Genomic DNA, 20,907 nt, shown 5'->3' with positions numbered 1-20,907 from the left:
CGGTGTCCGACCGCGTGATCGCGATAGCGGGGTCCTCGGGCCTGATCGGCTCGGCGTTGGTGTCGGCGCTGCGCGCGATGGACCGCCGCGTCGTGCGGATCGTGCGCCGGCCCCCGTCGAACGCCGACGAGCTGTTCTGGAACCCGGACAGCGGTGACTTCGACGCGGACGCGCTGCACGGTGTGGATGCCGTGATCAACCTGTGCGGCGTCAACGTGGGGCAACGCCGCTGGTCGGGCGCGTTCAAACAGAGCCTGCGCGACAGCCGCATCGCCCCCACCGAGGTGCTGGCCAACGCGGTGGCCGACGCCGGGGTTCCGGTGCTGATCAACGCCAGCGCAGTCGGCTACTACGGCGACACCCGCGACCGGGTCACCGACGAGTCGGCACCCGCGGGCGAGGGGTTCCTCGCGCAGCTGTGCGTGGACTGGGAGGCCGGGACGGCGGCGGCCGCCGACGACGGCGCCCGGGTGGTGCTGCTGCGCACGGGTCTGGTGCTCTCGCCGTCCGGCGGATTGTTGAGCCGGCTCAGGCCACTGTTCAGCCTGGGGCTGGGCGCCCGGCTGGGCAACGGCAGGCAATACATGCCGTGGATCAGCCTCGAGGACCAGGTGCGCGCGGTGCTGTTCGCCGTCGCGCACGAGGACCTGTCGGGGCCGCTGAACCTGACCGGGCCCGCCCCCGTCACCAATGCGGAGTTCACCACGGCGCTGGGCCGCGCGGTCAACCGGCCCACCCCGCTGCTGGTACCGGGCTTCGCGCTGCGCACGGTGCTCGGCGAGTTCGCCGACGAGGGGCTGCTCGGTGGTCAGCGGGCGATCCCCGCGGCGCTGGAGCGGGCCGGGTTCACGTTCCACCACAACACCGTCGGCGAGGCACTCGACTACGCCACCGGCCCGCGGGACGCCTGACGAGTAGCGTCGAGTCCATGGCGATTTCGATCAGGTCGTCGACCCGTCCCGTCGAGGTGCGGCGCCTGGGCACCGTCGACTACCTCGACGCATGGGAGCAGCAGCGCCGGCTGGTCGACGCCCGGGTGGCCGGCGGCCCCGACACCCTTCTGCTGCTGCAGCATCCGTCGGTGTACACCGCGGGAAAGCGCACCGAGCCCCACGAGCGGCCGGTGGACGGCACACCCGTGGTGGACACCGACCGCGGCGGCAAGATCACCTGGCACGGCCCCGGCCAGCTGGTCGGCTACCCGATCGTCGGGCTGGCCGAACCGCTCGACGTGGTGAACTTCGTGCGCCGCATCGAGGAAGCGCTGATCAGGGTGTGCGCCGACCTCGGGCTCGACGCCGGGCGGGTCGACGGCCGCTCGGGGGTGTGGCTGCCCGGTGACGGTCTGCGGCCGGCCCGCAAGATCGGCGCGATCGGCATCCGGGTCTCGCGCGGCACCACGCTGCACGGGTTCGCGCTGAACTGCGATTGCGAGTTGTCGGCGTTCTCGGCGATCGTGCCGTGCGGCATCGCCGACGCCGGCGTGACGTCGCTGACCGCCGAACTGGGCCGCCGGGTCACCGTCGCGGAGGTCACCGACGCGGTCGCCGGGCAGGTGTGCGACGCGCTCGACGGCCTGCTGGTCGTGTCCGGCGTAGGATCGACACAGTGACAGTCACGCCTGACGGCCGCAAGATGCTGCGCCTCGAGGTCCGCAACGCGCAGACGCCCATCGAGCGCAAACCCCCGTGGATCAAGACGCGCGCGAAGATGGGCCCGGAGTACAAAGAGCTCAAGTCACTGGTCAAGCGCGAGGGCCTGCACACCGTCTGCGAAGAAGCCGGATGCCCCAACATCTTCGAGTGCTGGGAGGACCGGGAGGCCACGTTCCTGATCGGCGGCGAGCAGTGCACGCGCCGCTGCGACTTCTGCCAGATCGACACCGGCAAGCCGACGGAACTCGACCGCGACGAACCGCGCCGGGTCGCCGAGAGCGTGCAGGCCATGGGTCTGCGGTACTCGACGGTCACCGGCGTCGCCCGCGACGACCTGCCCGACGGCGGTGCGTGGCTCTACGCCGAGACGGTGCGCGAGATCAAGCGGCTCAACCCCAACACCGGCGTCGAGTTGCTGATCCCCGACTTCAACGGTGTCCCGGAGCTGCTGGCGCAGGTTTTCGAGTCACGCCCAGAGGTGTTGGCGCACAACGTCGAAACGGTTCCGCGCATCTTCAAGCGGATTCGCCCGGCCTTCCGGTACGACCGCAGCCTCGCGGTGTTGACCGCGGCCCGCGACGACGGCCTGGTCACCAAGAGCAATCTGATCCTCGGCATGGGCGAGACGCCCGAGGAGGTGCGCACCGCACTGGCCGATCTGCACGAGGCGGGCTGCGACATCATCACGATCACGCAGTACCTGCGGCCGTCGCCGCGCCACCACCCGGTGGAGCGGTGGGTGAAGCCCGAGGAGTTCGTCGAGTTCGCGGAGTTCGCCGAGGGTCTGGGGTTCGCCGGGGTGCTGGCCGGTCCGCTGGTGCGGTCGTCGTACCGGGCGGGGCGGCTGTACGCGCAGGCTGCGCGGCTGAAACCGGCCGCGACGCCACCCGTATCCTGAGGGCATGGCCAAGACCCGCAACACCGCCGCCACCAAGGCCGCCAAGGCCGAGGCGAAGGCCGCCCGCAAGGCCGCGTCCAAACAGCGGCGCAGTCAGCTCTGGCAGGCGTTCCAGATCCAGCGCAAAGAGGACAAGCGGCTGCTGCCGTACATGATCGGCGCGTTCGTCGTGATCGTCGGGGCGTCGGTCGCGATCGGTGTCCTGGCCGGCGGGTTCACGATGTACACGCTGATCCCGCTGGGCATCGTGCTCGGCGCGCTGGTCGCGTTCATCATCTTCGGCCGTCGGGCGCAGAAGTCGGTGTACCGCAAGGCCGAGGGCCAGACCGGTGCCGCCGCGTGGGCGCTGGACAATCTGCGCGGACGGTGGCGGGTGACCCCGGGGGTGGCGGCGACCGGCAACTTCGACGCGGTGCACCGGGTGATCGGCCGCCCGGGCGTGATCTTCGTCGGCGAGGGGTCACCCGGCCGCGTCAAGCCGCTGCTCGCCCAGGAGAAGAAGCGCACCGCACGGCTCATCGGCGACACCCCGATCTACGACGTCGTCGTCGGCAACGGGGAGGGTGAGGTGCCGCTGTCCAAGCTCGAACGCCACCTCAACAAGCTGCCCGCCAACATCACCGTCAAGCAGATGGACGCGCTGGAGTCGCGGTTGGCCGCCCTGGGCACCAAGATCGGCCCCGCCGCGATGCCGAAGGGCCCGATGCCGGCGCAGGCCAAGATGCGCGGGGTGCAGCGCACCGTGCGCCGCCGCTAGCCGGCGGCGCGCCGCAGAGCAGGACCGGCGCTCGCCCGCCATACTTCCGCGGGTGTGTACTGCGTGTGAGTGGGCGCCCCATTTCGTCTCGTTCGGTGGCCGGGCCACCCGTCGGACGGTGCTGCGCGCCGCCGCGACGATAGCGGCGGCGACCGCGGCGAGTGCGTGTTCCCCGTCGCAGTCCCCCGGCCCGGCGACCTCCCCCGGCGCGGGAAAGCAGCACGCGGACTTCGTGTTCCGCAACGGCGCGGTCTACACCGTCGCCGGCCCGGCCCCGTGGGCACAGGCTGTCGCCGTCACGGGCGACACCATCACCCACGTCGGCGACGAGGCGGGCGCGATGGCGCTCGCCGGGCCGGCGACCCGCGTCGTCGACCTCGGCGGCAAGTTGCTGATGCCGGGCTTCGTCGAGGGCCACACTCACCCTTTCCTCGGCGCATTCCTCACCTCGGGTGTCGATCTGCAGGTGCCGACACTGGCCGATGCGCTGAGCGCGATCGAGTCGTACGCGAAGGCCAACCCGGACGGGGCGGTCCGCGGATTCGGTTGGCGCGTGGACATGTTCGGGCCTGAAGGACCCACGCGCGCGGAGCTGGACCGCATCCTGCCCGACCGGCCGGGGTTCTTCTTCGCGATCGACGGCCACAGTCTGTGGGCCAACAGCAAGGCCCTGGAGATGGCGGGCGTCGGCCGCGACACCTCCGACCCGATCCCGGGGTTCAGCTATTACGCGCGCGACGGAAACGGTGACCCCACCGGCTACATCCTCGAGGTGAACGCCGTGCTCGGGCTGGTCGACGCCGTCGAGCCGATCTCGCCCGACACCATGGGCGAACTGATGGAGGGCTGGCTGCCGAAGGCGTCGGCGGCCGGGATCACCTCGGTGTTCGACGCCGGGGTGCCGCCGATCGGGGACGACCAGGCCGCGCTGCTGCGCCTCTACACCGATGTGGAGAAGCGCGGCGACCTGCCGTTCCGCGTCGTCGCATCGTATTCGGTGCGGTCGGCGCCGGTCGACGGTGCGGTGGCCGCGCTCGACGAGGTCCGCAGGCGGGTGTCCGGGGACCTGGTGTCGGTCGACGTGGTCAAGATCGTCGGCGACGGCACGCAGGGCGGCTACACCGCCTGGCTGGTCGAGCCGTACGCGGACAAACCCGACTCGACCGGAGGGTCGCCGTTCACCGAGGAGCAGTGGCATCAGCTCATCGGTGCGGTCGACGCCGCCGGGTTCGACGTGCACGTGCACGCGTGCGGAGAGCGCACCGCCCGTGTCGCGCTCGACGGCATCGAACGTGCGATCGCCGCCAATCCCCCGCGCGACCGCAGGCATGCCATCGCCCACCTCGTGTTCGTCGAGGACACCGACAACCCCCGCTTCGGCGCGCTCGGCGTCACCGCGCAGTTCTCGGCCAACTGGATGTCGGCCGATCCCGACACGCTCGAGAACATGGGCGCCCGTTACGGGTCGCCGCGCAAGGACCTGATGTACCGCCCGCAGGCGGTGCTCGAGTCGGGTGGCCGCATCTCGCTGGGCACCGACTGGCCGGCGGCCGGGTACTTCTCGACGTACAAACCACTCGACTCGATTCAGGTCGGGGTCACCCGGCAGCTGATCGGCGAACCCGACGCGCCCGTGCTCGAACCCGCCGACCAGCGGTTGTCCGTGGCCGAGGCCATCCACGCCAACACGCTCGGCGCGGCGTACCAGTTACGGCTCGACGACAAGGTCGGTTCGGTGGAGGTCGGCAAGCGGGCCGATCTGATCGTGCTCGACCGCAACATCCTCGACATCGACCCGCACGACATCCACCGGGCCACCGTCGTGATGACGATGATGGACGGCCAGGTCCGGCACGAGAGCTAGCCGAACGTGAGCTCGTGCTTGAGTTCTGCGCGGATCTTCGCGCACGAGCTCACGTTCGATCGGGCGGAACCGGCGCGGGCGGGCGAGCCGTCTTATCGGGGTGCAGTGGCCCTTCCTCGGCACCGAGGCGCTGGCGGCCGGAGTCGTCAACCGATACCAGTTGGCGACCCGCCACGACTCGCTGTTCCGCAACGTCTACGTGCCGAAGGGGCAGGTGGTGACGGCGGTCGACAAGGCAGTCGGCGCGTGGCTCTGGTCGGGTCGGCGGGCCACCGCCGCGGGTTTGTCCGCCGCGGCGCTACATGGGACGAAGTGGATCGACGCGACGCTGCCGGCCGAGCTCAACCAGGCGAGTCGGCACCGGACCAGCGGCATCCTGCTGCACAGCGACACCCTGGCCGACGACGAGATCTGCGTCGTGCGAGGCATACCCGCCACGACACCCGCGCGGACGGCGTTCGACCTCGGCCGTCGCAAGGGCATGACGGCCGCAGTGGTGCGCCTCGATGCGCTCAGGCACGCGACGCGCCAGAGTGTTGACGAGGTCCATGAACTCGTCGGACGTCATCGGGGTGCCCGAGGCGTCGCGCAGCTTCGCCGAGCCCTGGTGCTCTCGGATGCCGGAGCGGAGTCCCCGCAGGAGACCCGGACGCGGCTGATCCTCACCGAAGCCGGGATGCGGCCGACCCATACGCAGATCGAGGTGTACGACCACGACGACTTCGTGGCCCGGATCGACATGGGCTATCCGCGGTGGAAGGGTGGGCGTCGAATACGACGGGCCGCAGCACTGGACCGATCCCCGCGTCCGCGACCGCGATCTCGAGCGGCGCGCCAGGCTCGCCGCACTGGGCTGGCGCATCGTCCACGTCAACGCCGAGATGCTGCGCTACCGGTCGGCGGTCATCATCGGTCGCACGGAGGCTGCGCTGGCCGCTGCTGGTCGAACGTGAGCTCGTGTGCGAGATTACGGCCGCAGGTCGAACACAAGCTCACGTTCGGCGGACGACCGCCGTCTTGGTCGCCAGATCGTGCAGGCCGCGCAGGTCTTCGTCGGTGAACAGGGCCGGGATCACCAACGCGATCATCAGCCCGCGGACCAGGGCCCGGCCCAGACCCACGTGTTCCCGGTCGTCCATCGACACGACCGTCAGCCCGAGGGCGAATTGGCCGGGGGTGAAGCTGAACAGGCGCACCGACACCGCCCCGAGGACGAACCAGATGACGAGGATCACCGTCGACATCGCGCCCACCGAGATCAGGCCGAGCGTCATCGCGAGTGCGGCCAGCCCATAGGCGATGAACCAGTCGACGAGCATCGCCGCGACCCGGCGGCCGAACCGCGCCATCGATCCGGGCCCCTGGTCGGGCGCCCCGAGCCGCTGACCCGGGTATTCATTCGGTGGTCGGCCCGGGCCGCCGGGTCCGCGGTTCGATTCCGGACCGGACAGCCAGGACCCGAGCGCGCGGGCCATACTTGAAAGGATAGGCGGACCCCAGGCGCTCGCCTCGAACCCGGGTGTGATGCTCCGCCGTAACTTCGGCGCAACATGCGGTTGACGACCGTGCAACATCGTGTCCCTAGCGTCAACGCGCGGGTTACCAGTAAAGGAGAAAACTAGAGTGGCAGATAAGACGGCCGACGACATCATCAAGTTGATCAAGGACGAATCGGTCGAATACGTCGACATTCGGTTCTGCGATCTGCCCGGCGTCGTCCAGCACTTCTCGATCCCGGCTTCGGCCTTCGACGAGAGCGTCTTCGAAGACGGTCTGGCGTTCGACGGCTCGTCTGTCCGCGGCTTCCAGTCGATCCACGAGTCGGACATGATGCTGCTGCCCGACCCCGAGACCGCGCGCATCGACCCGTTCCGGCACGCCAAGACGCTCAACATGAACTTCTTCGTGCACGATCCGTTCACCCGCGAGGCCTACTCCCGCGACCCCCGCAACGTGGCGCGCAAGGCCGAGAACTACCTGATCAGCACCGGTATCGCCGACACTTGCTTCTTCGGCGCCGAGGCCGAGTTCTACATCTTCGACTCGGTCAGCTTCGACTCGAAGATGAACGGCACCTTCTACGAGGTCGACTCCGAGTCGGGCTGGTGGAACAGCGGTGAGCCGTTCGAGGCGGACGGCAGCCCCAACCGCGGCTACAAGGTGCGGCCCAAGGGCGGCTACTTCCCCGTCGCGCCCTACGACCACTACGTCGACCTGCGCGACAAGATGGCCACCAACCTGATCAACGCCGGGTTCACCCTCGAGCGCGGCCACCACGAGGTGGGCACCGCCGGCCAGGCCGAGATCAACTACAAATTCAACACGCTGCTGCACGCGGCCGATGACGTGCTGCTGTTCAAGTACATCATCAAGAACACCGCGTGGCAGGAGGGCAAGACCGTCACCTTCATGCCCAAGCCGCTGTTCGGCGACAACGGTTCCGGTATGCACGCCCACCAGTCGCTGTGGAAGGACGGCCAGCCGCTGTTCCACGATGAGTCCGGCTACGCGGGTCTGTCCGACACCGCCCGCCACTACATCGGCGGCATCCTGCACCACGCCCCGTCGCTGCTGGCGTTCACCAACCCCACGGTGAACTCCTACAAGCGTCTGGTGCCGGGCTATGAGGCGCCGATCAACCTGGTGTACAGCCAGCGCAACCGCTCGGCGTGCGTGCGTATCCCGATCACCGGCAACAACCCGAAGGCCAAGCGCCTCGAGTTCCGCTGCCCGGACAGCTCGGGCAACCCGTACCTGGCGTTCGCGGCGATGCTGATGGCCGGCATCGACGGCATCAAGCGCAAGATCGAGCCGCAGGCCCCGGTCGACAAGGACCTCTACGAGCTGCCGCCGGACGAGGCCGCCAGCATCCCGCAGGCCCCGACCTCGCTCTCGGCGGTGATCGACAAGCTCGAGGAGGACCACGAGTACCTCACCGAGGGCGGCGTGTTCACCGAGGACCTGATCGAGACCTGGATCTCCTACAAGCGGGAGAACGAGATCCTGCCGATCCAGATCCGTCCTCACCCGTACGAGGTCGCGCTGTACTTCGACGTCTAGACCTCAGGCGTCGGCAAGGGCCGGGTGGCGTGCATGCCGCCCGGCCCTTTCGCTTGGATGGAGACATGCGGGTACTGGTGCAGCGGGTCTGCTCGGCGAGCGTCGTCGTCGACGGCGAGGTGGTGGGCGAGATCCGGCCGCTGTCGCAGGGACTCGTGGCGCTGGTCGGCGTCACTCACACCGACGACGCCGACATCGCACGCAAACTCGCCGAGAAGCTGTGGCAGCTGCGGATTCTCGACGGTGAGCGCTCGGCCGCCGACATCGGCGCCCCGATCCTGGTCGTCAGCCAGTTCACCCTCTACGCCAACACCGTCAAGGGGCGACGGCCGTCGTGGAACGCCGCGGCGCCCGGACCGGTCGCCGAACCGTTGGTGACGGCGTTCTGCGAGGCGCTGCGAGGGCTCGGGGCTCCCGTGCGAACAGGAGTTTTCGGGGCGCACATGAAAGTGGAACTGGTCAACGACGGTCCGGTAACAGTGCTGCTCGAGCTGTGAAAATCCCGCACGTCTGCGCGTAGTGTCACCCCATGGCGACCACATTCGACACACGCTTGGCGAACTACTCCTCTCCGCTCCTGAGCCTGTTCCGGATCGTCTTCGGACTGGCCTTCACCCTGCACGGCACCATGAAGCTGTTCGGTTGGCCGCTCGGCCAGTCCGTCCCGGTCGGCACCTGGCCCTCCTGGTGGGCCGGTCTGATCGAGTTCGTCGCCGGGATCCTCATCACCATCGGGCTGTTCACCCGGATCGCGGCGTTCATCGCCTCCGGCGAGATGGCGGTGGCCTATCTGTGGCAGCACCTGCCCAACGGTTTCTGGCCCTACGACCAGGGGGTGGGCGGCAACGGCGGCGAGCCCGCGCTGCTGTACTGCTTCGCGTTCCTGGCGCTGGCCGGGCTGGGCGCAGGCGTCTGGTCCGTCGACGCCCGTCGGCGCAGCCGGGGCGTCGCGACCGGTGGTGTGGTCACGGGTACCGCCGCCCCCACCGGCTACGGCACCCGCAACGCGCCCGGAACTGCCGCACCGGCCGGCTACACCACCGGTCAGCCCGTGCGCCGTGGCGGCCTGCTGAGCCGGTTCCGTCGGCCCCGCTACTAGCTGGCCCTCCACCGCGAGGCACGGTAGCGTCGCCGAGGGGCCTTCATGTCTGCGACGTGAAGATGCCGTTGCACATGCGGTGGCCCCCATTGAGGAGGCTGCATGGGTGGGGACGGTCCCATCGGCGTCGCCACGGGTCTCGGCACCGCGTGGTCCTCCGTCCCCCACCCGGTGGTCGTGGTGACCGCGGCCGGCACCGTCCGCGCGGTGAGCCCGTCCACGCAGGCGCTTCTGCCGTCGGCCGTGCCGGGCGCGGACGTGGACGAGGTCACACCCCCGTGGTTGGCTCAGGCGCACCGCCGGCTCGCACAGCGACTCGCCACGCACGACTTCGACGCGCCGGCCGTGTCCGGCGCCTGGAACGGCGCACGCCTCGAGGCCCGACCCACCGTGCTCGACGGTGAGATCGCCTGGTGGTTGATCGAGGACGCCGACCGCGAGCTCACCGACACCCAGGAGGCGCTTTCCCGCGAGCAGGCGCGCACCGCCTTCCTCGACGAGGCCTCGGCGGTGCTGATGGCCACACTCAACGTCGATCGCTGCATGTCGGCGACCGTCCAGCTGGCGACGCGGCATCTCGCCGACGCGGCGGCGGTCGTCTCTCCGGTCGCCGGCAACCGGTTGCCCGTCGTCTGCGGTGACCGCGGCGGGGTGGAACAGCGCACGGTCGAGACCGACCCCGCGGTGGTGGCGGGACTGAGTGAGGCGCTGCGCGGCTTCCCGCCCGTGCCCTCACGCTGGCTCGATCCGGCGTCGCTGCCCGAGTGGCTCATCCCGTCGACGTTCGGCGAACCGGTGGGGTCGGTGCTGATCACCCCGCTTCCCGGCCTCGGCGTCCCGGCCGGGGCGCTGGTGCTGCTGCGGCGGGCGTCGGTCTTCGGCGACGACGAGGAGCTGTCCGCGCGGCTGTTCGCCGCGCGTGCCGGAGCGGCGCTGTCGGCGGCGGGGCTCTACGCCGAACAGTCCAAGATCACCCGCACGCTCATGCGCGATCTCGTCCCCCCTCAGCTGCGCCGCCTTCACGGCTTCGAACTGGCGGGCGGCTATCGCGCCTCCGAGGACCATCAGGTCGTCGGCGGCGACTTCTACGACGTGCACCCGGGGGCCACCCCGGAGGACGACACCCTCGTCGTCCTCGGCGACGTGTGCGGCAAGGGTTTGGAGGCCGCGGTCCTCACCGGCAAGATCCGCAACACCCTGCAGGCCCTCGCGCCGCTGGCGCAGGACCACCGCGGGGTACTCGGACTGCTCAACAGCGCCCTGCTCTCGACCGACCACACCCGCTTCGCCACCCTGGTCCTGGCGTCGGTGGCACGCCGCGACGGACAGGTGGCGCTGCGGCTGACCAGCGCCGGGCACTGCGCGCCGTTGATCGTGCGCTGCGACGGGCGGGTCGAGGAGGCCGACACCCGCGGTCAGTTGGTGGGTGTGCTGGAGAAGATCCAGACCCGCACATTCGAGACGACCCTGGCGCCCGGCGAGACGTGCGTGCTGTACACCGACGGCGTCACCGAGGCCTGGGGCGGCCCGCTCGGCACCGACATGTTCGGCGAGCAGCGCCTCGCGGCCGCCCTGGAACAGTGCGCGGGGATGCCGGCCGAGGCCGTGGTCGAGCGGATCATGATGCTCACGACGCAGTGGGTCAGTCGCCGCGAGCACGACGACATCGCCGTCGTCGCGATCACCGCTCCGCGCCGGACGCACCTCAGCGCGGTCGACGGCCACACCGCGGGCAGGTACACCGCGTGAGCGCCGACCACGCGAGCCTGCGCGAGCGACTGTGGAACGCCGTCCTCGATAGAGATGAATACGCTGCGGCCGCAACGGTTTTCGCTGCGATCGACACGGGTGTGAGCGCCGAGGACGTGCTGCTCGAGGTCATCGCCCCGGTCCAGCACCGCGTCGGAACCGAGTGGGCCGCCAACCGGATCACCGTCGCCGAGGAACACGCCGCCACGGCCATCAACGACCGGGTGATCGCCGCACTCGCACATCACCCGGCCAGCGCACCGACCACGAGGAGCGGCCGGGTCACGGTGGCGTGTGTCGACGGCGAGTGGCACGCACTGCCCGCGCGTCTGCTCGCCGAGGTGCTGCGGCTGCGCGGTTGGCAGGTCGATTTCCTGGGCGCGCAGGTGCCCACCCCGCACCTCATCGCCCACCTGCACCAGACCGGACCCGTCGCCGTGGCGCTGTCGTGTTCCATTCCGACCCGGCTGCCCACTGCCCACGCCGCGATCACCGCGTGCCAGGCCGCGGGCGTCCCGGTCATCGCCGGTGGCGCCGCATTCGGGCCGGACGGGCGTTACGCCCGCCGGCTGGGCGCCGACGCCTGGGGCCCCGACGCCCGGGCGGCGGCCGAGTGCCTCAGCCGCGGCGTCGACCGGGGACACCGACCCACGTCACACCAACCCATCGACGACCTGCCGCATCTGGGCGACCAGGAGTACACGATGGTCAGCCGCACCGCGCCACAACTGGTCAAGGCGACCGTGGTCGACCTGGAGAACGGCTTCCCGGCAATGCGGACCTACAGCGAACGGCAGCGCCAGCACACCACCGAGGACATCGCCCACATCGTGGACTTCCTCGCCACCGCGCTCTACATCGACGACGACGAACTGTTCACCGGTTTCCTGACCTGGACCGCCGACATCCTCGTCGCTCGCGGCGTGCCCGCAACCTCACTTCACCCGGCGCTGGAATCCCTGCGGGCTCAACTGGTGGAGTTCCCCCGCACCCAGCGTCTCCTGACCGCAGCATCGATCGCCCTGGGCCACCCGACCGACATGGAAACCATCGCATGAAGCTGACCTGCTCTTTCGACGCCGCCCGCCGCTCGGCCACCGTGCACATCGCCGGTGAGCTCGACTCCGAGACGACCGGTGAGTTCGTCGACACGGCATCGCGGCTGCTCGAGGCCGACCCCGGACTCCGCACACTGCGCCTCGACTGCGCCGACCTGGGGTTCTGCGACTCAGCGGGTCTGTCGGGGTTGCTGTTGATCGAGCGCCGCACCTCGGGCGCCGGCGTCGAACTGCACCTCGACAACCGGCCGAGCTACTTCGAGCGGGTCCTCGACGTCACCGGGATCCTCGAGTACGTCACCGGACGGAGCGCGAACGCGGTGCCCGCACCGGCGGACAAGCCGGACGGCGAGCGGGGCGAGACCGAGATCGGCTGAGCGCGCCCCGGTCACCCGTCCAGTCCGAGGTCCTTGCGGAACCGCTTCATCCCGTCGATCTTCTCCGCCAGCGTCGCGTCGGCGCCGGTGTAGAACATCCACGGCATGGTGAGGATGTGCGTGATGCCCGCGGCCTCGGCGCGGTCGTAGTCGGCCCGCACCAGCGCGTCGGTCAGCGGCGTGAGGATCGTGAAGTCCTCGACGGATCTCCCGGCGGCAGTGCGCAGTTCGTGGAGCCGCTGCGCCGCGGCGATGGCCCGGTCGGTGGTGATCAGATCGCCGATCCAGCCGTCGTTGCGCGCGGCGCGGCGCAGCGCGACGTCGCTGAGGCCGCCGACGTAGATCGGGATGGGCGGCGGTGTGGGCTCCATCTCCAGCCGCGGGGTCGGGTAGAACTCGCCGTCGAACTCGGTCCAGCCCGGCTGCCACAGCGCCCGGAACAGGTCGAGCATCTCGTCGGTGCGCCGGCCCCTGCGGTCGAACCGCTGCCCCATCAACCGGAACTCGTCCTCGCACCAGCCGACCCCGATGCCGAGTTCCACCCGCCCGCCGGCCAGGTAGGCCGCGGTGCCGATGGCCTTGGCCGCCGAGTACGGGTCGCGCATCGCGGGCACGTACACCGTGGTGACGAACCGCAACCGGGTGGTGACCTGCGCGAGGGCGCCGACGAGCACCCACGGGTCGGGCCAGTGGGTGAACGGCTGCCAGCGCCGTTGTCCGTCCCTGGTGTACGGATACGGCGTCCGGAGCGTCTCGAGGTTGACGACGTGGTCCGGGATACCGAGACCGTCGTAGCCGAGTTCGTCTGCGGCACGGGCGATGTCGACGATCTCGCTGGTGTCGACGAACGCCGGGCTGATGTAGTACTTCATCGGACCTCAGCCACCGAACACCTTGCGCACCACCGTCTTCGCACGCCGCGTCACCCGTAGGTAGTTGTCCAGGAACTCGCCGCCGTCGTCGTTGTCCCAGCCCGCGGCCACCGCCACCGCGTTGAGCATCCGGCCGGGGCCGGGCAGCTGGTCGGTCGGTTTCCCGCGCACCAGCACCAGCGCGTTGCGCGCTCGCGTCGCCGTCAGCCAGGCCTGCCGCAGCAGGTCGATGTCGCCTTCGGCGATGAGTTCGGCGGCGCCGATCGCGTCGAGCGCCTGCAGCGTCGAGGTGCAGTGCAGGGCGGGCACCTTGTGCGCGAACCGCAGCTGCATCAGCTGCACGGTCCATTCGATGTCGGCGAGCCCGCCGCGGCCGAGTTTGGTGTGGGTGTTGGGGTCCGCGCCGCGCGGCAGCCGCTCGGCGTCGACACGGGCCTTGATCCGCCGGATCTCCTGCACGGCCTGCGCCGACACCCCGCCGGCCGGATAGCGCGTCTTGTCGATCATGAGCAGGAACCGTTCACCGAGTTCGAGATCGCCTGCGACGCGGTGCGCGCGCAGCAGCGCCTGCACCTCCCACGGCTGCGCCCACTGGGTGTAGTACGCCTCGTAGGACGCCAGCGTGCGCACCAGCGGTCCGTTGCGCCCTTCGGGCCGCAGCCCCGTGTCGACCTCCAGCGGCGGGTCCGCGCTCGGGGTGCCCAGCAGGGAGCGCACCCGCTCGGCGATGCCGGTCGCCCACCGCACCGCGGTGGATTCCTCGGCGCCGCTGCACGGTTCGCAGACGAACATCACGTCGGCGTCGGAGCCGTATCCCAGCTCCTGGCCGCCGAGCCGGCCCATACCGATCACCGCGATGCGCGCGGGCGGGCCACCCTCGGGGGCGTTGGCCCGCATCACCGCGTCCAGCGCGGCCTGCAGCACGGCGACCCACAGTGCGGTCAGCGCCCGGCACACCTCGGTCACGTCGAGCATGCCCAGCAGATCTGCCGAGGCGATACGTGCGAGTTCGCGGCGGCGCAGGGTGCGCGCGGCGGCGATGGCGCGCACCGGGTCGGCGTGCCTGCCCGCCGACGCCACCAGCCCCCTGGCCATCGCCTCGGGTTCGGTGTCGAGCAGTTTCGGGCCGTTGGGTCCGTCCGCGTAGAGCTGGATGACCTCGGGGGCGCGCATCAGCAGGTCCGGCACGTAGGCCGACGTGCCCAGCACCCGCATCAACCGTTTGGCGACGGCCCCCTCGTCGCGCAGGGTGCCGAGATACCAGCGCTGTTCGGCCAGCGCCTCGCTGATGCGGCGGTACGACAGCAGGCCCGCGTCCGGGTCGGGGGTGTCGGAAAGCCAGTCGAGCAGCGTCGGCAGCAACACCCGCTGGACGCGGCCGCGCCGTCCGCCCTCCCCGGTCAGTGCGGCCAGATGCGTCAGCGCGCTCTGCGGGCCCTCGTAACCCAGTGCGGCGAGCTGACGTTCGGCCGCGGCGGTGCTCATACCGGGTTCGATGCCCAGCGCGGGCTGGCCCACCGACTCCAGCAGCGGTTGGTAGAACAGCTTGGCGTGCAGCCGCGACACCCGCAGGCTCTGCCGTTTGAGCTCCTCGCGCAACACACCGAGGGCGTCGCGCTGACCGTCGGGACGAACGTGCGCGGCCCGCGCCAGCCAGCGCAGCGCCTCGTCGTCGTCGGTCTCGGGCAGCATGTGGGTTCGTTTGAGCCGCTGCAGCTGCAGCCGGTGTTCGAGCAGCCGCAGGAACTCGTAGGACGCGGTCAGGTTGGCGGCGTCGTCGCGGCCGACGTAACCGCCCGCCCCCAGCGCGGCCAGCGCGTCGACGGTCGACGCGACGTGCAGCGACTCGTCGTTGCGCCCGTGCACGAGCTGCAGCAGCTGGACGGCGAACTCCACGTCGCGCAGGCCGCCCGTGCCGAGCTTCAGTTCCCGCGCCCGCACCCCGGCGGGCACCAGTTCCTCGACCCGCCGCCGCATGGCCTGCACCTCGGGCACGAAATCCTCACGCTCACAGGCTGTCCAGACCATCGGTGTCAGCGCCTCGATGTACTCGCGGCCCAATTCGGCGTCACCGGCGGCGGGTCGCGCCTTCATCAACGCCTGGAATTCCCACGTCTTGGCCCAGCGCTGGTAGTAGGCAACGTGGGAATCGAGCGTGCGGACCAGCTGGCCGTGCTTGCCCTCGGGGCGCAACGCCGCGTCGACCTCGAAGAAGGCGTCGGCGGCGAACCGCATCATCTCCCCGGCCACCCGGGTGGTGGTCCGGATGTCGGACTCGGCGGCCTCCCCCACGACAAAGATGACGTCGACGTCGCTGACGTAGTTCAGTTCGCGCGCACCGCATTTGCCCATCGCGATGATGGCGATGCGGGGCCGGTCGCCGTCGCCGCACACCGTGCGCATCGCGACCTCGAGCGCACCGGCGAGCGCGGCGTCGGCCAGATCCGACAGGTGTTCGCCGACCGTCGAGAACGGCAGCACGGGTTCGTTCTCGACGGTGGGCGCCACGTCGAGGGCCGCGAGCACCAGCAGCCGGTCGCGGTACAGCGTGCGCAGCGGCACCATCGCGGCCGCGGCGTCGACCGATTCGGCCATCGCGACGAACTCCTCGCGCAGCGCCTCGGCGGTCGGCAGCGCGACCTTGCCGGCGAGCAGTTCCCAGTTCCCCGGGTGCGCGACGAGGTGGTCGCCGAGCGCGAGCGACGAGCCCAGCACCGCGAAGAGCCGTCCGCGCAAGGGTTTGTCGGTCAGCAGCGCCTTATTGAGCGCGTCCCAGCCGTCGCCGAGCGCATCGGCGAGGCGGACCATCGTGTGCAGTGCGCTGTCGGCATCCGGTGCGCGCGAGAGCGACCACAGCAGTTCGACGTGCCGGTCGGTGTTCCAGCCCAGCCGGTCCAGGTGGGCGGTGGCCTGCCTGTCCACCAATCCGAGGCGCCCGGTGCTGGGCAGCTTCGAGCGTTCGGTCGACGGTCTCGCCACGCTGCTGACGTTACCGCGCCGGGGTCACAGCGACAGGTAGGCCTGCAACTCGTACGGCGTGACGTGGCTGCGGTAGGTCTCCCACTCCGCGCGCTTGTTGCGCAGGAAGTAGTCGAAGACGTGCTCCCCCAACGCCTCGGCGACCAATTCGGAGTTCTCCATCTCGCCGAGCGCGACGCCGAGGCTGCTGGGCAGCTCCTTGTAGCCCATGGCGCGGCGCTCCTCGGGCGTCAGGCTCCACACGTTGTCCTCGGCCTGCGGTGCGAGCACATAGCCCTTCTCGACCCCGCGCAGCCCGGCGGCCAACAGCACCGCGAACGTCAGGTACGGGTTGCACGCCGAATCAGGGCTGCGCACCTCGACGCGGCGCGACGACGCCTTGCGCGGGGTGTACATCGGCACCCGCACGAGCGCCGAGCGGTTGGCCGCGCCCCAGGACGCCGCTGTGGGCGCCTCACCGCCGTGCACCAGACGCTTGTAGGAGTTCACCCACTGGTTGGTGACGGCGCTGATCTCGCAGGCGTGCTCGAGGATGCCCGCGATGAACGACTTGGCGACGTCGGACAGCTGCAGCGGGTCATCGGGGCTGTGGAAGGCGTTGGTGTCGCCCTCGAACAGGCTCATGTGGGTGTGCATCGCCGACCCGGGATACTCGGCGAACGGTTTGGGCATGAACGAGGCCCGCACACCGTCGCCGAGCGCGACCTCCTTGACGACGTAGCGGAACGTCATCACGTTGTCGGCCATCGACAGGGCGTCGGCGTAGCGCAGGTCGATCTCCTGCTGGCCGGGTGCGCCCTCGTGGTGGCTGAACTCGACCGAGATGCCCATCTGCTCGAGCGCGTCGATGGCGTGCCTGCGGAAGTTCGGAGCCGAATCGTGCACGGCCTGGTCGAAGTACCCGCCGTTGTCGGCCGGAACGGGCGGAGTGCCGTCGTTCGGGCCGGGCTTGAGGAGGAAGAACTCGATCTCGGGGTGCACGTAGCAGGAGAACCCGAGGTCGCTGGCCTTGCCGAGCTGACGGCGCAGCACGTGGCGCGAGTCGGCCCACGACGGCGAACCGTCGGGCATCGTGATGTCGCAGAACATCCGGGCCGAGTGGTGCTTGCCCGAGCCGTCGGCCCAGGGCAGCACCTGGAAGGTGGACGGATCGGGGCGGGCGACCATATCGGCTTCGGAGACGCGCGCGAAGCCCTCGATCGACGAGCCGTCGAAGCCGATGCCCTCCTCGAAGGCGCCCTCGAGTTCCGCGGGCGCGATCGCCACGGACTTGAGGTAACCGAGGACGTCCGTGAACCACAGCCGGACGAAGCGGATGTCGCGTTCCTCCAGCGTGCGGAGCACGAATTCCTTCTGGCGATCCATGACCGCGAGCGTAGGTTCCAGCTGTTAATTCTGTGTTACGGCGCTGCTCCGAGTGGATTCCCGGCTAGCACCGCACACCGTTCGGCGGTACGACCCCGTCGACCAGGAACCGCACCACCGCGGTATCGACGCAGGCATCGCCGTTGAAGACCACGGTGTGCTGCTTGCCCTCGAACGAGATCAGCGACGCGCCCATCTGCCGGGCCAGCGCGACGCCGGCCTCGTACGGGGTGGCCGGGTCGCCGGTGGTGGACACGACCACGACCTTGCCGGGGCCCGGGCCGACGGCCCGCCGCGGCGCCGAGGTGGCCGGAACCGGCCACAGCGCGCACACATCGCGGGGCGCGTAACCGGTGAACTGCCCGTAGGACAGGAACGGCGCCGCCTCGCGGAACCGGCGGTCGGCCTGCACCCACGCGGCCGGATCGGTCGGATACGGCGCGTCCACACAGCGGATCGCCATGAAGGCGTCCTGGCGGTTGGCGTAGTGGCCCGCGGCGTCCCGGCGCTGGTACTCGTCGGCAAGCGTCAGCAGGTCGCCGGGATCGGTGCCGCGCTGCAGGCCGAGCAGCCCGCTGGTCAGATACGGCCAGAACCGCGGGCTGTACAGCGCGTTGCCGGTACCGGTGATCGCATCCTGGTAGCTGAGCCCGCGCGGGTCGGCGGTGGCGGCCGGACGAGACACCAGCGGATCGACCAGTTGGTGGTAGCGGGCCACGAACTGGGTGGGGTCGGTGCCCAGCGGGCAGCCCGCCGCCTTGGCGCAGTCGGCCGCGTAACCGTCGAAGGCGCGCTGGAATCCGGCCTGCTGCGCGGCCGATTCGTCGATCGGGTCGAGGCTGGGGTCGACGGCGCCGTCGAGCACCATCGCGCGCACCCGGTCCGGGAAACGCTCGGCGTAGGCGGAGCCGAGTTCGGTGCCGTAGGAGAAGCCGAGATAGTTGAGCTGGTTCTCCCCGAGCGCCGCCCGCACCACGTCCATGTCGCGCGCGGCGTTCGCGGTGCCCACGTTGGCCAGGAAGTCGGCGCCCATCCGGTCCAGGCACTGCTGGGCGAGCCGTCGGTGGATTCCCTCGATCTGGGCGACCCCCGCGGGGCTGTAGTCGACCATCGGTTCGCGGCGGTAGGCGTCGAACTCGGCGTCGGTGCGGCAGCGCAGCTGCGGCGTGGAGTGCCCGACGCCGCGCGGGTCGAAGCCCACCAGGTCGAAGCGCCTGCCGATCTCGGTGTCGGCGAGCGCGGCGCCCATCCCCCGGACGGTGTCCACCGCGGAGGCGCCCGGCCCGCCGGGATTGACCATCAACGCGCCGATGCGGTCGCCGGTGGCCGGTATCCGGATCACCGCGAGCTGGGCCTGGGGGCCGTCGGGCCGGTCGTAGTTCACCGGGACCGACACGGTCCCGCACTGGGCGGTGGGGATCCGCGCCGCGTCGACCCACTGCTGGCACGTCCCCCACACCGGCGGCTGACCGAAGCGCTGGGTGGCGTCGCCCTCCGGGGTGGCGGACACCGGGCCCGCGACGACGCCCGCGACGACGAGCGCCAACGCAGCCAGCATCGCGCCCCGCCCTACCCGCCACATGGCGATCATGGTCGCACGGCCGGTGGGCTGAAGGGTCGCCCGCAGGCAAACGGTGACCGGGCTGTGATCGCCGGTCAGCGGCACCGGGTGTCCGGCGGCGGGACCACGACGTCGATCAGGTACCGGGCGGCGATCTCGTCGACGCAGGCGTTGCCCTGGAACACCACGGTGTGCTGGGTGCCCTCGAAGGTCAGCATGGTGCCGCCGAGTTGGCGGGCGAGGTCGACGCCGGCCTGGTACGGGGTGGCCGGGTCGTTGGTGGTGGACACGACCAGCACCGGCGGAAGCCCGTCGACGTCGAGTTCGTGCGGCTCGCTGGTCGGGGGGACGGGCCAGAACGCGCACGTGCTCAGCGGGGCGTGTCCGGTGAAGTCGCCGTAGCTCATGAACGGCGCGACCTCGCGCAGCTTGCGGTCCTGGTCGACGATCTTGTCGCGGTCGGTCACCGGCGGCCGGTCGACACAGTTGACCGCGACCCGGGCATCGGTCGAATTGTTGTAGTGGCCCTGGGCATCTCGGCGCATGTAGAGGTCGGCAAGCGCCAGCATCGTGTCACCGCGCCCGGCTTCCAGCTCGGTGAGCCCCTGGGTGAGGTAGCGCCACAGGCTCGGCGAGTACAGCGTCTGGATGGTGCCGACGATGGCGTCGCTGTAGCTCAGGCCGCGGGGGTCGTCGGTCTCCGCCGGCGATTCGACCAGCGGGTCGACCAGGCTCTTGTAGACCTCGACGGCCTTGGCCGGATCGGTGCCCAGCGGACAGTCCGGCCGCTTCGCGCAGTCGGCGGCGTAGTCGTTGAACGCGGTCTGGAACGCGGCGGCCTGCCGGATGTCGGCCTGCAGCGGGTCGGCGTTGGGGTCGACGGCGCCGTCGAGGATCATCGCCCGCACGTTCTCCGGGAACTGCTCGGCGTAGGCCGCGCCGATCCGGGTGCCGTAGGAGTAGCCCAGGTAGGTCAACTTCTCGTCGCCGAGCGCGGCCCGGATCGCGTCGAGGTCCTTGGCGACGTTGACGGTGCCGATGTTGGCCAGGAAGTCCTTGCCCGACTTGTCGACGCAGCGCTCGATGAACGCCTTCGTCTCACTCTCGATGTGCTCGACACCCTCCGGGGTGTAGTCGACCTGCGGGTCGGCGCGGATCCGGTCATTGTCGGCGTCGGAGTTGCACCAGACCGCGGGCGTCGACGACGCGACGCCGCGCGGGTCGAACCCGACGACGTCGAAACGCTCCCGCACCGACTGCGGCACCGTCGACAACATCGACGCGGCGGCCTCGACACCCGACTCCCCCGGCCCGCCGGGGTTGATCACCATCGAGCCGATCTTGTCGCCGGTTGCCTTGAACCGGATCATCGCCAACCGCGCCACGTCGCCGTCGGGCCGCGCGTAATCGACCGGCACCGACAGCAGACCGCATTCCGCACCGGCCGGGATGCGCGATTCGTCCGACGGTGCGCCTGCCTGACACGGCGCCCACTGGATCGGTGTCCCCGGCCGCGGGACCGCGACGACCGCGCGACCGTCGACCAGGTTGCTGCACCCCGCGACGAGCGGCAGTGCGATGACGGTCGCCGCGACCCCGATCCGAAGCCTCAT

17 protein-coding genes and 1 pseudogene are annotated in these 20,907 nt (G+C 70.4%); 12 read left to right on the top strand and 6 right to left on the bottom strand.

Annotated elements, in window-relative coordinates; all coding sequences use genetic code 11:
• Positions 1 to 2: 2 nt before the first annotated feature.
• The 6 genes and pseudogenes from AU196_RS10700 (at position 3) to AU196_RS10675 (ending at position 6,127) form a co-directional block, all read left to right on the top strand.
• Positions 3 to 911, top strand: coding sequence for a TIGR01777 family oxidoreductase (locus AU196_RS10700; RefSeq protein WP_059095045.1), 909 nt, complete (start codon positions 3 to 5; stop codon positions 909 to 911).
• A gap of 17 nt (positions 912 to 928) precedes the next feature.
• Positions 929 to 1,612: a lipoyl(octanoyl) transferase LipB gene (gene lipB, locus AU196_RS10695; protein ID WP_059095044.1), complete on the top strand. Its 684-nt coding sequence runs from the start codon at positions 929 to 931 to the stop codon at positions 1,610 to 1,612.
• A 23-nt stretch (positions 1,613 to 1,635) separates the two neighbouring features.
• The gene (gene lipA / locus AU196_RS10690; RefSeq protein WP_502687250.1) at positions 1,636 to 2,553 is read left to right on the top strand and encodes a lipoyl synthase; all 918 of its coding nucleotides are present in this window, start codon (positions 1,636 to 1,638) and stop codon (positions 2,551 to 2,553) included.
• Between the two features lie 4 nt (positions 2,554 to 2,557).
• Entirely contained in the window at positions 2,558 to 3,310 is a 753-nt protein-coding gene (locus AU196_RS10685) for a DUF4191 domain-containing protein (RefSeq protein ID WP_059095042.1), read from the top strand.
• Positions 3,311 to 3,362: 52 nt separating this feature from the next.
• Positions 3,363 to 5,174 carry an amidohydrolase gene (locus AU196_RS10680; RefSeq protein ID WP_197415754.1) on the top strand — a complete coding sequence of 604 codons (1,812 nt, stop codon included), beginning with the start codon at positions 3,363 to 3,365 and terminating at the stop codon, positions 5,172 to 5,174.
• Positions 5,175 to 5,274: 100 nt separating this feature from the next.
• A pseudogene (locus AU196_RS10675) lies at positions 5,275 to 6,127 on the top strand (putative endonuclease domain-containing protein).
• A 39-nt stretch (positions 6,128 to 6,166) separates the two neighbouring features.
• On the opposite strand, the gene AU196_RS10670 reads toward AU196_RS10675, so the two are convergent.
• Positions 6,167 to 6,649 carry an RDD family protein gene (locus tag AU196_RS10670; protein ID WP_059095040.1) on the bottom strand — a complete coding sequence of 161 codons (483 nt, stop codon included), beginning with the start codon at positions 6,647 to 6,649 and terminating at the stop codon, positions 6,167 to 6,169.
• A gap of 148 nt (positions 6,650 to 6,797) precedes the next feature.
• Here AU196_RS10670 and glnA (AU196_RS10665) point away from each other — a divergent pair, with 148 nt between their 5' ends.
• The 6 genes from glnA (AU196_RS10665) to AU196_RS10640 all read left to right on the top strand — a co-directional run bounded on the left by glnA (AU196_RS10665) (position 6,798) and on the right by AU196_RS10640 (position 12,517).
• Complete coding sequence (gene glnA / locus AU196_RS10665; protein ID WP_059095039.1) at positions 6,798 to 8,234, top strand: type I glutamate--ammonia ligase; 1,437 nt, start codon at positions 6,798 to 6,800, stop codon at positions 8,232 to 8,234.
• A gap of 65 nt (positions 8,235 to 8,299) precedes the next feature.
• Positions 8,300 to 8,731, top strand: a complete 432-nt coding sequence (gene dtd, locus AU196_RS10660) for a D-aminoacyl-tRNA deacylase (RefSeq protein WP_059095038.1) — start codon at positions 8,300 to 8,302, stop codon at positions 8,729 to 8,731.
• Between the two features lie 32 nt (positions 8,732 to 8,763).
• The gene (locus tag AU196_RS10655) at positions 8,764 to 9,333 is read left to right on the top strand and encodes a DoxX family protein (RefSeq protein WP_059095037.1); all 570 of its coding nucleotides are present in this window, start codon (positions 8,764 to 8,766) and stop codon (positions 9,331 to 9,333) included.
• 102 nt (positions 9,334 to 9,435) lie between these two features.
• Positions 9,436 to 11,082, top strand: a complete 1,647-nt coding sequence (locus tag AU196_RS10650; RefSeq protein ID WP_059095036.1) for a PP2C family protein-serine/threonine phosphatase — start codon at positions 9,436 to 9,438, stop codon at positions 11,080 to 11,082.
• The gene (locus AU196_RS10645) at positions 11,079 to 12,140 is read left to right on the top strand and encodes a cobalamin B12-binding domain-containing protein (protein WP_059095035.1); all 1,062 of its coding nucleotides are present in this window, start codon (positions 11,079 to 11,081) and stop codon (positions 12,138 to 12,140) included. Before AU196_RS10650 ends, AU196_RS10645 begins: the two co-directional genes overlap by 4 nt.
• On the top strand, positions 12,137 to 12,517 hold the full coding sequence (locus AU196_RS10640; RefSeq protein WP_059095034.1) for an STAS domain-containing protein: 381 nt from the start codon (positions 12,137 to 12,139) through the stop codon (positions 12,515 to 12,517). Before AU196_RS10645 ends, AU196_RS10640 begins: the two co-directional genes overlap by 4 nt.
• A gap of 11 nt (positions 12,518 to 12,528) precedes the next feature.
• Here the strand turns inward: AU196_RS10640 and AU196_RS10635 are convergent, their stop codons facing one another.
• The 5 genes from AU196_RS10635 to AU196_RS10615 all read right to left on the bottom strand — a co-directional run bounded on the left by AU196_RS10635 (position 12,529) and on the right by AU196_RS10615 (position 20,907).
• Entirely contained in the window at positions 12,529 to 13,389 is an 861-nt protein-coding gene (locus tag AU196_RS10635) for a TIGR03619 family F420-dependent LLM class oxidoreductase (protein WP_059095033.1), read from the bottom strand.
• Between the two features lie 6 nt (positions 13,390 to 13,395).
• A complete protein-coding gene (locus AU196_RS10630) occupies positions 13,396 to 16,368 on the bottom strand; it encodes a bifunctional [glutamine synthetase] adenylyltransferase/[glutamine synthetase]-adenylyl-L-tyrosine phosphorylase (RefSeq protein ID WP_059095032.1) in 2,973 nt (990 codons plus the stop codon).
• 24 nt (positions 16,369 to 16,392) lie between these two features.
• Positions 16,393 to 17,733 (bottom strand): type I glutamate--ammonia ligase, encoded by a 1,341-nt coding sequence (gene glnA, locus AU196_RS10625; protein WP_059095031.1) that lies wholly within the window; start codon positions 17,731 to 17,733, stop codon positions 16,393 to 16,395.
• A 64-nt stretch (positions 17,734 to 17,797) separates the two neighbouring features.
• Positions 17,798 to 19,324 carry an alpha/beta hydrolase gene (locus AU196_RS10620; protein ID WP_059095070.1) on the bottom strand — a complete coding sequence of 509 codons (1,527 nt, stop codon included), beginning with the start codon at positions 19,322 to 19,324 and terminating at the stop codon, positions 17,798 to 17,800.
• A 65-nt stretch (positions 19,325 to 19,389) separates the two neighbouring features.
• Complete coding sequence (locus AU196_RS10615; RefSeq protein WP_197415753.1) at positions 19,390 to 20,907, bottom strand: alpha/beta hydrolase; 1,518 nt, start codon at positions 20,905 to 20,907, stop codon at positions 19,390 to 19,392.

Source organism: Mycobacterium sp. IS-1742 (genome assembly GCF_001500125.1).
GTDB lineage: Bacteria > Actinomycetota > Actinomycetes > Mycobacteriales > Mycobacteriaceae > Mycobacterium.
The sequence above is the reverse complement of the archived record's forward strand: the minus strand, read 5'-3'. Positions and strand labels throughout refer to the sequence as shown.

Coding starts and splice junctions, on each gene's coding strand:
- AU196_RS10635 (WP_059095033.1), bottom strand. CDS start 13,389: ATGAAGTACTACATCAGCCCGGCGTTCGTCGACACCAGCGAGATCGTC.
- AU196_RS10650 (WP_059095036.1), top strand. CDS start 9,436: ATGGGTGGGGACGGTCCCATCGGCGTCGCCACGGGTCTCGGCACCGCG.
- AU196_RS10640 (WP_059095034.1), top strand. CDS start 12,137: ATGAAGCTGACCTGCTCTTTCGACGCCGCCCGCCGCTCGGCCACCGTG.
- AU196_RS10670 (WP_059095040.1), bottom strand. CDS start 6,649: ATGGCCCGCGCGCTCGGGTCCTGGCTGTCCGGTCCGGAATCGAACCGC.
- AU196_RS10655 (WP_059095037.1), top strand. CDS start 8,764: ATGGCGACCACATTCGACACACGCTTGGCGAACTACTCCTCTCCGCTC.
- lipA (WP_502687250.1), top strand. CDS start 1,636: ATGCTGCGCCTCGAGGTCCGCAACGCGCAGACGCCCATCGAGCGCAAA.
- lipB (WP_059095044.1), top strand. CDS start 929: ATGGCGATTTCGATCAGGTCGTCGACCCGTCCCGTCGAGGTGCGGCGC.
- AU196_RS10615 (WP_197415753.1), bottom strand. CDS start 20,907: ATGAGGCTTCGGATCGGGGTCGCGGCGACCGTCATCGCACTGCCGCTC.
- AU196_RS10685 (WP_059095042.1), top strand. CDS start 2,558: ATGGCCAAGACCCGCAACACCGCCGCCACCAAGGCCGCCAAGGCCGAG.
- dtd (WP_059095038.1), top strand. CDS start 8,300: ATGCGGGTACTGGTGCAGCGGGTCTGCTCGGCGAGCGTCGTCGTCGAC.
- glnA (WP_059095031.1), bottom strand. CDS start 17,733: ATGGATCGCCAGAAGGAATTCGTGCTCCGCACGCTGGAGGAACGCGAC.
- AU196_RS10620 (WP_059095070.1), bottom strand. CDS start 19,324: ATGATCGCCATGTGGCGGGTAGGGCGGGGCGCGATGCTGGCTGCGTTG.